This is a genomic window from Streptomyces sp. 8N114 (assembly GCF_052245835.1).
Lineage (GTDB): Bacteria > Actinomycetota > Actinomycetes > Streptomycetales > Streptomycetaceae > Streptomyces.
In genome coordinates, this window is sequence record NZ_JBQQBT010000008.1 from 54,608 (window position 1) to 66,770 (window position 12,163).

Here is a 12,163-nt window from a genome sequence, read left to right on the forward strand (position 1 = left end):
GGAGGGCCCGTGAGGATCGGTGTGATCGGCCTCGGTGACATCGCCAAGAAGGCGTATCTGCCGGTGCTCATGGCCCAGCCGGGCCTGGAGCCGCATCTGGTCACCCGCACCCCGGCCGCCCTGGCGGCCGTCGGCGACGCCTACCGGGTTCCGGACGCGCACCGGCACACCGGCCTCGACGGGCTGCTCGCCGCGCGCCCCGACGCCGCGTTCGTGCACGCCGCCACCAGCGCCCATCCGGAGCTGGTGCACCGGCTGCTGGAGGCAGGCGTGCCCACCTTCGTCGACAAGCCTCTCGCCCGCGAACTCGCCGTCTCGCGTGCCCTCGTGGAGCTGGCCGAGCGGCGCGGCACCAGCCTCGCGGTCGGCTTCAACCGGCGGCACGCTCCCGGGTACGCGCAGTGCCTGGAGCACCCGCGCGACCTGATCCTCCTCCAGAAGCACCGGGTGGGCCTGCCGGAGGAGCCCCGCAGGATGGTGCTGGACGACTTCATCCACGTCGTCGACACCCTCCGCTTCCTCGCCCCCGGCGAACCGGACGACATCGATGTGCGGGCCAGGGTCCGCGACGGGCTGCTGCACCATGTGGTGCTCCAGCTCGCGGGCGACGGCTTCACCGCGCTCGGCGTGATGAACCGGCTCTCCGGCTCGGCCGAGGAGATCCTGGAGGTCTCGGGACAGGACACCAAGCGCGAGGTGCGCGATCTCGCGGAGATCGTGGACCACAAGGGCCAGCCCAGCGTCCGGCGCCGCGGCGACTGGGTGCCCGTCGCCCGCCAGCGCGGCATCGAACAGTGCGTGCTCGCCTTCCTCGACGCCGTACGGGAAGGGCGGACGCTCAGCGCGCAGGACGCGCTGCGCACCCACGAGCTGTGCGAACGCGTCGTCAACGACCTGCTGGAACAGTCGCACTGAACTCCGCGCGCTCCCGGGCCTGCCGCCTCCGCGCCGCCCGCGCGCCCTCCACCGCGCCGTACGCCACCAGCGCGGTCGGCGCCAGCCACAGCATCCAGTCCCCGAGGCGTACGTACAGCGTCGTACCCGTGGCCAGCGGCACCTCGGTGAGCTGCACGGAGCTGGTGTCCGTGCCCATCGCGGCGCCGACCCGCTCGCCCTCGGGGCCGTAGAAGGCGCTGATGCCGGTGAGCGTCGAGTGCACCATGGGCCGCCCGGACTCGGCGGACCGCAGCGCCGCCAGCGACGCGTGCTGCTCGGGGGCCCAGCTCTGCTGGAAGGTGGAGGTCGACGACTGGGCCACCAGCACCCGGGCGCCCTTCGAGACCAGCTGTCTGCTCATGTCGGGGAACGCCGTCTCGAAGCAGATCAGCGGCCCGAACTGCAGCCCGTCAGCCCGCATCACCACCGATGTCTGGCCTCGCTTGCGGTCCTCGTCCGCCGCCCGGCCCACCGAAGTGGCCCAGCCGAGCAACGAGCGGGCCGGGATGTACTCGCCGAAGGGCACCAGCCGCATCTTGTCGTAACGCTGCCCGGTCAGTCCGTGCTCGTCGACGAGGACAGAGCTCTTGTAGATGCCCGGCCGGTCGTCCCGCCGCGAGTCGACGTTCACCAGCAGCGGCGCACCCGTCTGCCGGGAGAGCGTGGCGAGCCTGCGTACCAGCGCGGGGTGGCTGTTCAGGTCGTAGCCGACGCTGCTCTCGCCCCACACCACCAGGTCGGGATCTCGGTTCGCCAGTCGGCGGGTCAGCTCCTCGCCGCGCTCGAACCGCTCCTGCCGCGAGAGCGTCTCCCCGATCTGTACGACGGCGATGCGGGTGCTGCCCGCGGGCTGGGGTCGCGGCGCCCACAGCCACACCGCGCTGGCGACGACGGCGACGCACACCAGCCCCACCACGGCAGCCACCCGGGCGCGGGGCGCGGTCAGCAGGGCGGCCAGCAGGGTGTTCACCGCCACCAGCAGGAAGCTCACCAGCCATACGCCGCCCACCGAGGCCAGCCGCAGCGCCGGTCGCACCTCCCACTGGCTCGCGCCCAACAGCCCCCACGGTCCGCCCAGGTACTCCCAGGACCTGACCAACTCCGCCAACAGCCAGCCCGACGGCACCAGCACCACGGCCGCCGCCAGCCGCCCACCGCCCGGCGTGCCGGCCAGCAGCCGATGCACCAGCCAGCCCCACGGCAACCACAACAGCCCCAGCAGCGCGGCGAGAAGCAGGATGAACACATGCAGGTTCGGCATCAGCCAGTGGTGCATCGCCAGCATGAACCCCGTACCGCCCAGCCAGCCCGCGACCGCGGCAGCGCGGCCCGAGGGTGCGTTGCGCAGCAACAGCAGCCACGGCACCAGCGCGACGTAGGCCAGCCACCACAGCGAGGGGGCGGGGAACGCCAGCACAGGCACGGCGCCCGCCCCCAGGGGCAGCACCACGCGAACCCAACGGGACGCCGGCCACGGACGCATGGGCCCCCTCCTTCATCCGGTGCTCCGATCACCAGTGTGCGGGAGGGGGTGCGTGTGAGCGAGGGGGCATGCGGGGGCGGGCGCGGCGCGGCTGTTCGCGGACCGCGGCCCGCACCGGCCCGTGCCTCGGTCGTCGTTGGGGCGGGGCAGCCGGACGGCCCTCGTCCGTTACGGCGCGGGCACCGGTTGGCGGCCCGCGGGTGTGCGGGGGGCGGGGACGACCACGGTGCGCGTCGCCGCTTCCGGCGCCTGCTGCACCGCGAAATCGGCCTCTGCCGTACGACCCGGTCCGCTGTTGCTCCGCGGTCGCGGCTCCCGGGGCCGGGGCTGCGGAGTCCCCTCAGCCCGTGCCTGCCGGGTGCTGTCGGACGACAGCACGACCAGGCCCCAGGCGGCCAGCGCACCGGCGCCCAGCGCCAGCACCGTGCCCGTCGCGCCGTACCGGAAGCCCTCGCCCAGCAGGAGTATCCCCGCGGCTGCGGCGACCACCGGGTTGGCCACGGTGGCGGTCGCCAGCGGTGTGGCCAGCCCGCCGTCCCGGTAGGAAGCCTGCGAGCTGGCCAGCCCCGCAGCCGCCAGCACCACCGTCAGCACGGTCAGCGGCACGAAGGTGGCCAACGGGGCAGAGGTCCAGTTGTCGGCCAGCGTCTTCACGAACACCGAGGCGGCGCCGTACGCCACCCCCGCGGCCAGCGCCAGCGACACGCTCCGCAGCGTGACGGCGCGGCTGCCGGGGCGGCCGTGCCCCAGCCGCCGTACGCCCGTCGCCGTACCCACCAGGAGCGCGAGAGCGCCCAGCACACAGCCCGCGAGGACGAACTGGCCGCCGCCGTCCAGGGAATCGGCCCCCCGGTCACCGGTGAGCAGCAGAATTCCGGCCAGCCCGGCCGTGACGAGGACAATGCCCCGCCAGGCGGCTGGGGCCACCGGCCGCCGCCCCAGGAGAGCCGCCATCGGAGCGGCGAGGACGAGCGTCAGTACGCCGAGCGGCTGGACGACGGTCAGCGGCCCCAGGCCGAGCGCGACCACGTGCAGCAACGCGCCCGAGCCCTGCAGCACGGCCGCGGTCCACCACATGCCGGAGCGCAGCAGCCCCCATCGGCTCGGCGCTGTCGTCGTGGCGATCCGCTCCTGCACGATCGCGGCCAGCGCGTAGCTGACCGCGGAAACCAGGGACAGCAGCACCGCCGTCGTCAGTGCGCTCATATCCGGTCCGCGCGGCGCGGGTTGGGCATCGGGTTCATGCTGTCCACGATTCCGCGCGCGCGGTGATCTGTCGTCACCTGTCAGCATCGTCTTGATGTACAGCCAGCGGAGTACGGCACCGAGCCGTATCCCCCTGCCAGGTGACACCCAAGGATGACCGGCATGCCGGGCAGGGGACGGCCCTGGCACCAGCCGTGGTGCGGTTACGGCTGTGTCGGCAGCGGGCCTTCGCCCGAGACCTCGACCGGTCCGAAGCCGCTGCCCAGCACGGTGACCCGGCAGACGCGCCCGTCAGCCAGCCGCAGCCGCGCCGTGTCGCCCTCCAGTTCGGTCCACAGCCGCCGGTCGCCCTCCGGCCGGATGGTGCCGGACCACGCGGTTCCGGGGCCGGTGGTCTCCGTGAACAGCGCCGCGTCGACCGGCACCTCGGCGGCTCCGGTCAGCAGGGTCGCGGGACCACGGTAGAAGTTGTCCATACGGCCAGTGTGGCAGTCCTCGCCCCACCCGGCAGGCCGTACACAGCCGGACCGCTCGCCGCGGACCGACGGAACCCCGCCGCCCGCACGGTGCGGGGACGGGGTCCGACGGCCGACGTGCACTTGTGCTGTCGTGAGGTCTCAGAACTCGTTCTTGCAGTAGTTCTGTACGGCCGGGCTCAGCACCGGGATGCCGATGGGGTTGCCGCAGAAGTTCACGCCGACGTTCGAAGGAGTCGGCTCTTTGCCATGGGGACCGTCGTTGGCGACTGCGGTCCCCGCTGTGGAGCCGAGCAGGGCGACGGCGCCGAGGGCGCAGGCAGTGATGGCAGTACGAATTCGCATGTTCGCTCCCGACAGAGGGGTAGTTGTTGTCTCCACGCCCACCGTGACGGCGTACGGACATGTCACGCATTTCGGGCTACTCCGGTCGAGTGTGCGTGTTGGTACGGTGCGCACCGAGGGGGTCGTGTTAATGCACGGAAGGGGGCCGGGCATGACTGCGGAGCAGGAGCCGGAGCAGGTCGCGGGTGGGGACACGGTGGAGACCGCGCAGGGTGCGGAGCAGGCAGCGGCCCTGCTGCCGGACAGTGAGCCGGTTCCGGGGCGGCGGGTGTTGTGCCGTATGTGCGGGCAGCCGTTGCGCGACCGGTCCTCCCGGTTGTGGGGCCTGGGCCCGGACTGCCGTCACAAGCTGGCCGTGCGCTCAGCGCCCACGCCGCCCCGGCGCGAGGTCGACCAGGACGCCCTGCCCGGACTGTGAGCTGCGGGCTCCTGGCGCGTCTGCGCCGGGATTCGGGAACGCGCCGGAATCATGGGGGAGTCCACCGGCGAAAGGCAGCTCCCGTGTCCCAGCCACCACAGCCCGGACCGCACCGGAACGGTGACCGCCGCTCCCGCCGCCGCTCCGGCACCGAGCCGCTGACCGCGCGCAGCGATATCTGGCTGCGCACGCTGCTGTCGTCCATCGGAGTGCCGTTCTTCGCGGCGGCCACGGCGCTGTTCGCCTGGTGGGCCGCGTCCTCCGACAGCCACAGTTCCCCCAGCGACCGGGTGCTCATGGTGCTGGCCGCGGTCTGCGGAGCCCTGGCGCTGGGCGCCGCCGTCGATCTGCTGGTGCTCAGGCGCAGACGCCGACAGGAGCGCGAACAGCGCCGCTGATCATCCGTACAGCCGCGTGATCAGCCCACCGACTCGCCCGCGTGCGGACTGATCACGCCCGCCGCCATCAGCGCGAAGAGCACGAGCCCCAGCAGGATCCGGTAGATGACGAACGGCATGAAGCTGCGGGTCGAAATGAACTTCATGAACCACGCGATGACGACATAAGCCACCACGAACGCCAGCACCGTGGCGAAGATCGTCGGCCCCCAGGAGACGTGCCCCTCGCCGATGTCCTTCAGCTCGAACAGACCGGAGGCGAGCACCGCGGGAACGGCCAGCAGGAAGGAGTACCGGGCCGCCGCCTCGCGCCGGTAGCCCATGAACAGGCCGCCGCTGATCGTGGCGCCCGACCGGGACACCCCGGGAACCAGCGCCAGCGCCTGCGCACAGCCGAAGAGCAGACCGTCGCGCACAGTGAGCTGTTCCAGGGACTTGCGCTCCCGCCGGGCCCGGTGGCGGCCGCCCTTGGAGTCGCGGGCCGCCATCCGGTCGGCGATGCCCAGGACGATGCCGAGCCCCACGAGCGTCGTCGCGATCAACCGCAGATCGCGGAAGGGGCCCTCGATCTGGTCCTTGAAGGCCAGCCCCAGCACACCGATCGGGATGGAGCCGACGATGACGAGCCAGCCCATCTGCGCGTTGTGGTCGCGGCGGGCCTCGCTGTTGTAGAGCGAGCGGAACCAGGCCGCGACGATGCGGCCGATGTCCTTACGGAAGAAGATCAGGACAGCTGCCTCGGTGCCGATCTGGGTGACGGCGGTGAACGCCGCGCCGGGGTCGTGCCAGCCGGCGAACGCCGCGACCAGCCGCAGATGCGCGCTGGAGGAGATCGGGAGGAACTCGGTCAGTCCCTGGACGAGTCCGAGGACGAAGGATTCAAACCAAGACATCGGCGGCGGGGCTCGTCCCTGTGGTAGTCGGGGTCAGTGGTGGGAGGCCGGCTCGGATGCGGCCGTCGAGGAGGCTTCGGGCGGGACGGCAGCGCGTGCCTCCGCAGGCGATGCGCCACCCTTCAGATGGGCGCGCTTGCGCCAGGCGACCACGCCGCCCGCCAGCCCGGAGAGCGCGATGAAGCCGAACGAGGCCAGGAAGACCGGTGAGGTCGGCTTCGCCGCGCTGCTGCCCGCGATGACGTACGCCGCGGTGTTGGGCACCGAGCCGAGCGCGGTGGCGCTCAGGAAGGCGGGCCAGCTCATCCGGGAGACGGCGGCGCCGTAGTTGGAGGCCGCGAACGGCACACCCGGCAGCAGCCGGATCACCAGCATCGAGCGGAAGCCGCGCTTGCTCAACTGCCGGTCGGCGGCGGACAGCCAGCGGCCGCGGAGCAGCGTTCGCAGCGCGTCCTGGCCCAGCATCCGGCCCAGTCCGAAGGCGATGCCCGCGCCGATCACCGTGCCGGCCGTCGCCGAGAAGGTGCCCGCCTGGGCGCCGAAGAGGACACCTGCCGCGACATTGAGCACGGGGCGCGGTACGAAGGCCGCGGTGCACAGCCCGTAGGCGGCGCCGAACAGGGCGACGGCCGTACCGCCGGCAGCCTGAGGAGACCAGCCGTGGGTGAGTACGCGCTGGGGCTCGTACAGCAGCATCGTCGTCGCCGCGCTGGACAGCAGTACGGCGAGCAGGGCGAGGCGGGACCAGGGAGAGAGCAGGGTCCTGGTGAGACGGCTGGGGAGTCCGTCTGGCTGCGTGGCGGGGACGGGCACGGTGGGAGCGTAACCGACGAACCGGCACCTCCGCCGTTCGAGGCTGTACGGAAAGCCCGAAAAATGCCGCTACGAAGCGGTGTTCGCCCCCCGTCCACCACCGCTTTCACCTGGTACGGAGAGCCTCGTGCGGAACTTCGGCAGGGTGGCTTCGAAAACCGTTCGACGTCCGGCGTCCGGCGAGTGATGATCGGTCGGTGTTCCGGCAGTCCCGTCTCTGTGCTCCGGCCGCGGTCGCGGCCGCCCGGCGGGCTGCCCTCTTCCCGACCCGGGGCGTGTGTGTCCGCCCCGTCCCTCCCGGCGTCCGGCTCTGCCGACGCTGACCCTTCCCGGACCGACCGAGGACCCCACAGGGGGAGGGTCGGTCATCCCGTGGGGTCCGCCTCGTCCCGCACCGGTCCAGGAGGGCACCCATGTCCGGCCACACCCACCCGTACCCCACCCCGCACCTGACCATCGGCACGCTGGGCCACCAAGGGCACGGCAAAACCACTCTGGCCGCGGCGCTGGCCGCCGCCCGCGCACCCGGCGCAACCGGACCCCGTTCACCCGCGTATCCCGACCCCCGTTCACCCGCGCATCCGGAGCGGCTACGACGACGATTCCGGTACGCGACCGACACCCGGCACTACACCCTGCTGGATCCCGCCGAAAGTCCGGAAAATCCCCTTGGGTCCCGCTTTCTGCGCGGCTTGGACGGAGCGGTGCTCGTCGTCTCCGTGCTGGAGGGCGTACGGCCCGGTACCGCCGACCACCTCTCGCTCGCGCGCCGCAGCGGCCTCGCACATCTGGTCGTGGCCCTCACCATGGCCGACGCCGGCAGCGACGAGCTGACGGAGTTGGTGGAGATCGATGTACGGGCGCAGATGACGGCGCACGGCTTTGCGGGGGAGGCGCTTCCGGCCGTCCGGGTCTCAGCGCGCCGCGCGCTGGAGGGCGATCCGCGGTGGAAGGCCACAATCGAAGCGCTGCTGGATGCCGTCGACACCTACGTGCCCTTGCCGGAGGTGCTCTGAGCGGCTCTTCGGACCTCACAATGGAGCGATGGACACCGACGCACACGGGGAGCAGATACCCCGCACCCGAGCCGCCGCGGGCGGCACGGCCAAGCTGCTGCCGGACGTCGACCGGGCGCGCGCCTGGCTGCTGACCGTGGACGGTGCGCCGCAGTCGTACGTCGACCTGGACGCGCCCGATCACCTGGAGTTCGAGTACGCGCGCCGGGTCGGCCACCTGCTGGATGTCACGGCGTCGCCGGGGGTGCCACTTGACGTGCTCCATCTCGGCGGCGGAGCGCTCACGCTGCCCCGCTATCTCGCAGCGACCCGTCCCGGCTCCCAACAGCGGGTGGCCGACCCGGACGCGGAGTTGACCGCTTTCGTCGCCGAGTACCTTCCGCTGCCCGAGGGCGCGCACATCACGGTGGAGGCGGCGGACGGGCGGGCGGTGCTGGAGTCCTCGGCACCCGGCAGCGCGGACGTACTGGTGGCCGACGTCTACGGCGGCTCGCAGGTCCCCGCGCATCTGACCACGTTGCCGTACGCGAGGGAGGCGGCGCGGGTGCTGCGGCCGGGAGGCACCTATGTGGCCAACCTCGCCGATGCCGCGCCGTTCCGCTTCCTCGCCTCCCAACTGGCCACTTTCGCTGCGGTCTTCCCGCAGCTGGCGGTGGTCGCCGAGCCCGCGGTACTGCGCGGGCGGCGGTTCGGCAACATCCTGCTGCTCGCCTCGCGGCACGAGCAGCCGCTGCCGGAGCTGGCCCGACGCTGCTCGGCCGATCCGTTTCCCGCCCGGGTCGAACACGGCGCGGCGCTGGAGCGCTTGATGCGCGGCGTGCGGGCGGTCGAGGACGGCGATGCCGTGCCGTCCCCGGAACCGCCGGACGGCGCCTTCAGTATCGGCTGAGGGCGCCGTCCTGGGCCTGGACCGCGGGACCGCGGAGGCGGTGCGGGGTCAGCCGCGGGGCTCGTTCCCGCCGCCGTCGTAGTTGCGGAGGCTTCCCATGATCTTCTTGATGGTGGCGTCCGAGAGCTCGTCCTTGACGCCCGCGTCGGTGTAGAGGACCCAGATCGCCAGGTCACCGTTGCTGTTGATCCAGGACGCCGTGACCACCTTGCCGGCGCTGGTGGCGCACTTGTCGTCCGTGGGCGCTCCGGTGACGTTCGCGGTGGCGGTGTGCCCCTTGATGCCGTGCTTGTTCTGGAACGGCTTGCCCTTGGAGACCTTGAGGGTGCCCTTCTGCTTCTGGTCGTAGCCGGCTATCGCGAAGTTGCCCGCCGCGATCCGCGCCGCCTCCTTGGTGTTCTTGGAGCCCTGCCCGCCCTTGGTGCCGACAGCGGCGCGGCTGCTCTCCTTGCACCAGTTGTCCTTGAAGTAGGCGGGCGACGACATGGCGACCAGGACCTTGCCCTTGTCGTTCTCGAAGCCGGTGATGGTGCCCTCGCCCGCGAGCGTCCAGTCCTTGTTGTCCGGCACGTCGAAGGCGGAGTACCACTTCGGGTTGACGACGGTCTGCCAGCCGGCAACCACGGGCTCCGACGGGTCCTTGGAGCCTCCTCCGCCGCCACCCGGGTCGGCCTTCTTGCTCTTCTCCGGCTTCGTCTTCGCCGAGGGCGAGGCGGACTTGTCGGCCTTGTTCTTCTTGCCGCCCTTGTCATCGCCCCCGAGGACGACGACGCCGGTCACGGCTGCGGCGATGACCGCGACCGCGGCGACGATCGAGATGATGACCGTCTTCTTCCGGTCGCCGCCCCCGCCGCCCCCGCCGCTCATGGGCGACTGCGGGCCGCCGGGCATGCTTGCCTGCCCCCACTGCCCCGACTGGCCGGGACCGCCCGGCTGCTGGCCGTACGGGTATGACGGTGCGCCTTGCTGGCCGTAGCCGGACGGCTGACCCGCCGGCGGCTGCTGCCCGTAGCCGGGTTGCTGGCCTGAAGGCTGTTGCCCGTAGCCGGGCTGCTGGTACGGGTTCGGCTGCCCATAGCCGGGCTGCTGATACGGGTTCGGCTGCTGCGGGTTCTGCTCGCCCCCGGGCTGCTGCTGTCCTGGCCACATGGCCGACAACCTTATGGTGCGTTGCTCGCACCGACTACGGGTGCCCACCGATCGGTACGCACCCGCTACATGAATGGGGGCGAAGCGGGAAGGCCGTCCAGGGTTACTCGATGGTAACGTGCGGCCATGACCACACAGTCACAGCCGGACATCGGCGAGCTGATGAGGGCTTCCGTGCCCATGGCCCGCACCCTCGACCTCGAGTACCTCGAGACCTCGCCGGAGCGGGTCGTCGTCTCCCTGCCCGATCAGAGCGCGTACCACAACCACGTCGGCGGTCCGCACGCCGGCGCGATGTTCACGCTCGCCGAGTCCGCGAGCGGCGCGGTGACCATGGCCGCGTTCTTCGACCAGCTCTCCCGGGCCGTGCCGCTGCCGGTGCGCGCGGAGATGGACTTCAAGAAGCTCGCCAAGGGCGTCGTCACCGCCACCGCCGAGCTCGGCCGCCCGGCGGCCGACGTGGTCGCCGAACTGGACAAGGGGCAGCGCCCCGAGTTTCCGGTGAAGGTGGCACTCAGGCGTGCGGACGGCGCCGTCACCAGCGAGATGACCATCGTGTGGACCCTGCGGCCCAACGACTGACCTCTGTGTTTCCCGACCCTGGCCGCACCGGTGGCGCTGGGCCGTCGGTGCGGCGGGTGTGCGGTCGAGTAGGCTTCCGGGTTCGTGCTGCCATGACAGCTCGTGCCCTGATATGTCATGAGAGGAAGCCGCAGTTGCACATCCAGGAGTGGCTGGAGAGTGTCCCGGCCGTCAGTGTGTACCTCCTGGTGGGGGTGGTCATCGGACTGGAGAGCCTGGGTATTCCGCTGCCCGGGGAGATCGTTCTCGTCAGCTCCGCACTGCTGGCCTCGCAGCAGGGACACATCGACCCGGTGATCCTGGGCACATGTGCCACGGTCGGTGCCGTCGTGGGCGACTCGATCGGGTACGCCATCGGCCGTAAGGGGGGCAATCCGCTGCTGGAACGGCTGGGCAGGAAGTTCCCCAAGCACTTCGGGCCCAGCCATGTGGCCACCGCCGAGCGCTCCTTCCAGCGGTGGGGCATGTGGGCCGTCTTCTTCGGCCGTTTCATCGCCCTGCTGCGCATCTTCGCCGGACCCCTCGCGGGCGTGCTGAAGATGCCGTACTGGAGGTTCCTGACGGCCAACGTGCTGGGCGGCGTGGTGTGGGCAGGCGGTACGACCGCCGTCATCTACTACGTCGGCATCGTCGCCGAGGCATGGCTCAAGCGCTTCTCCTGGGTCGGACTTGTGGTCGCCGTGCTGATCGGCCTCGGTTCCATGCTGCTCGTCAAGCGCCGCGCTGCCAAGACCGCAGAGGCGGACGCGCCGGAACCAGCGCTGGCCCGTGACTAGCGCTTGCCCGGCATGGGGGGCTGCGCTTGCCCACCCTGCGCCCTGGGGGCACCTCCCGGACGGAGTCTGGGGGAGCAGACTGCCCAAGCTTCGCTGGGGGAGGTCCTGTAAGGGGGCGCGGGGAACTGCGCGACCAGCCACCAACAGAGCCGCAGCCTGCGGACGGCGGACAGGGGCACCCCATCAACAGCCCCCCGAGAAAGGGAAAAGCGTGGCACAGCGCGGACTGATCGTGACGGTCGGTGGAAACGAACCCCGGCTGGATCCCACGGCGTTCAACGCGCCGACCTCCGTGATCGCCGGTGAGGTCACCATGGCCGCCGGGTCCAGCCTGTGGTACGGCGCCGTGATGCGTGCCGACGCCGGGCCCATCGTGCTGGGCGAGGGCAGCAATGTACAGGACAACTGCACCGTCCACGGCGATCCGGGCTTCCCCGTCACCGTCGGCGCACACGTCACGGTGGGCCACAATGCGGTGCTGCACGGCTGCACCGTCGAGGACGAGGTGCTGATCGGCATGGGCGCCACCGTCCTCAACGGCGCGCACATCGGCGCCGGTTCACTCGTCGCGGCACAGACCCTGGTGACCCAGGGCACGGTCGTGCCGCCCGGTTCGCTGGTCGCCGGGGTGCCGGGCAAGGTACGGCGCGAACTGGCCGACGAGGAGCGCGAGGGCGTGCGCTTCAACGCGCTCGCGTATGTCCAGTTGGCCAAGCAGCACCGTGAAGCGTCCGCCGGTGAGGGCACCGGGCACTCCTGAGCGGGGCAACCGCCAGGTTACTG

The 12,163-nt window shown here is 71.5% G+C and carries 15 protein-coding genes; 8 read left to right on the forward strand and 7 right to left on the reverse strand.

Going from position 1 to position 12,163, the window contains the following annotated elements; all coding sequences use genetic code 11:
* Positions 1–9: 9 nt before the first annotated feature.
* Positions 10–915: a Gfo/Idh/MocA family protein gene (locus ACTWQF_RS18795; RefSeq protein ID WP_443280641.1), complete on the forward strand. Its 906-nt coding sequence runs from the start codon at positions 10–12 to the stop codon at positions 913–915.
* Here ACTWQF_RS18795 and lnt read toward each other — a convergent pair.
* The 4 genes from lnt to ACTWQF_RS18815 form a co-directional block, all read right to left on the reverse strand.
* On the reverse strand, positions 887–2,419 hold the full coding sequence (lnt, locus tag ACTWQF_RS18800) for an apolipoprotein N-acyltransferase (RefSeq protein WP_443280643.1): 1,533 nt from the start codon (positions 2,417–2,419) through the stop codon (positions 887–889). The genes ACTWQF_RS18795 and lnt overlap by 29 nt on opposite strands.
* Before the next feature lie 168 nt (positions 2,420–2,587).
* Positions 2,588–3,625: a DMT family transporter gene (locus ACTWQF_RS18805; RefSeq protein ID WP_443280645.1), complete on the reverse strand. Its 1,038-nt coding sequence runs from the start codon at positions 3,623–3,625 to the stop codon at positions 2,588–2,590.
* A gap of 203 nt (positions 3,626–3,828) precedes the next feature.
* Complete coding sequence (locus ACTWQF_RS18810; protein WP_443280647.1) at positions 3,829–4,101, reverse strand: hypothetical protein; 273 nt, start codon at positions 4,099–4,101, stop codon at positions 3,829–3,831.
* A gap of 141 nt (positions 4,102–4,242) precedes the next feature.
* Positions 4,243–4,446 carry a hypothetical protein gene (locus ACTWQF_RS18815; protein WP_443280649.1) on the reverse strand — a complete coding sequence of 68 codons (204 nt, stop codon included), beginning with the start codon at positions 4,444–4,446 and terminating at the stop codon, positions 4,243–4,245.
* 151 nt (positions 4,447–4,597) lie between these two features.
* On the opposite strand from ACTWQF_RS18815, the gene ACTWQF_RS18820 reads away from it, so the two are divergent.
* Both ACTWQF_RS18820 and ACTWQF_RS18825 read left to right on the forward strand, forming a co-directional pair.
* Entirely contained in the window at positions 4,598–4,864 is a 267-nt protein-coding gene (locus ACTWQF_RS18820; RefSeq protein ID WP_443280651.1) for a DUF6011 domain-containing protein, read from the forward strand.
* Positions 4,865–4,947: 83 nt separating this feature from the next.
* On the forward strand, positions 4,948–5,262 hold the full coding sequence (locus tag ACTWQF_RS18825; RefSeq protein ID WP_443280653.1) for a DUF6343 family protein: 315 nt from the start codon (positions 4,948–4,950) through the stop codon (positions 5,260–5,262).
* A gap of 20 nt (positions 5,263–5,282) precedes the next feature.
* On the opposite strand, the gene ACTWQF_RS18830 is transcribed toward ACTWQF_RS18825, so the two are convergent.
* Together ACTWQF_RS18830 and ACTWQF_RS18835 are read right to left on the reverse strand one after the other, a co-directional pair.
* Entirely contained in the window at positions 5,283–6,155 is an 873-nt protein-coding gene (locus tag ACTWQF_RS18830) for an undecaprenyl-diphosphate phosphatase (protein WP_443280655.1), read from the reverse strand.
* 33 nt (positions 6,156–6,188) lie between these two features.
* Positions 6,189–6,968 carry a TVP38/TMEM64 family protein gene (locus ACTWQF_RS18835; protein WP_443280656.1) on the reverse strand — a complete coding sequence of 260 codons (780 nt, stop codon included), beginning with the start codon at positions 6,966–6,968 and terminating at the stop codon, positions 6,189–6,191.
* A gap of 413 nt (positions 6,969–7,381) precedes the next feature.
* On the opposite strand from ACTWQF_RS18835, the gene ACTWQF_RS18840 reads away from it, so the two are divergent.
* Entirely contained in the window at positions 7,382–7,984 is a 603-nt protein-coding gene (locus tag ACTWQF_RS18840) for a GTP-binding protein (protein WP_443280658.1), read from the forward strand.
* Between the two features lie 28 nt (positions 7,985–8,012).
* Complete coding sequence (locus tag ACTWQF_RS18845) at positions 8,013–8,873, forward strand: spermidine synthase (protein WP_443280660.1); 861 nt, start codon at positions 8,013–8,015, stop codon at positions 8,871–8,873.
* A gap of 48 nt (positions 8,874–8,921) precedes the next feature.
* On the opposite strand, the gene ACTWQF_RS18850 is transcribed toward ACTWQF_RS18845, so the two are convergent.
* Positions 8,922–10,022 (reverse strand): hypothetical protein, encoded by a 1,101-nt coding sequence (locus ACTWQF_RS18850; protein WP_443280662.1) that lies wholly within the window; start codon positions 10,020–10,022, stop codon positions 8,922–8,924.
* A gap of 126 nt (positions 10,023–10,148) precedes the next feature.
* Between ACTWQF_RS18850 and ACTWQF_RS18855 the strand changes: the two genes are divergently transcribed.
* The 3 genes from ACTWQF_RS18855 to ACTWQF_RS18865 all read left to right on the forward strand — a co-directional run bounded on the left by ACTWQF_RS18855 (position 10,149) and on the right by ACTWQF_RS18865 (position 12,140).
* A complete protein-coding gene (locus ACTWQF_RS18855; protein WP_443280664.1) occupies positions 10,149–10,604 on the forward strand; it encodes a DUF4442 domain-containing protein in 456 nt (151 codons plus the stop codon).
* Positions 10,605–10,738: 134 nt separating this feature from the next.
* Positions 10,739–11,380, forward strand: a complete 642-nt coding sequence (locus tag ACTWQF_RS18860) for a DedA family protein (protein ID WP_443280665.1) — start codon at positions 10,739–10,741, stop codon at positions 11,378–11,380.
* Between the two features lie 211 nt (positions 11,381–11,591).
* Positions 11,592–12,140: a gamma carbonic anhydrase family protein gene (locus ACTWQF_RS18865; RefSeq protein ID WP_443280667.1), complete on the forward strand. Its 549-nt coding sequence runs from the start codon at positions 11,592–11,594 to the stop codon at positions 12,138–12,140.
* Positions 12,141–12,163: the final 23 nt, after the last annotated feature.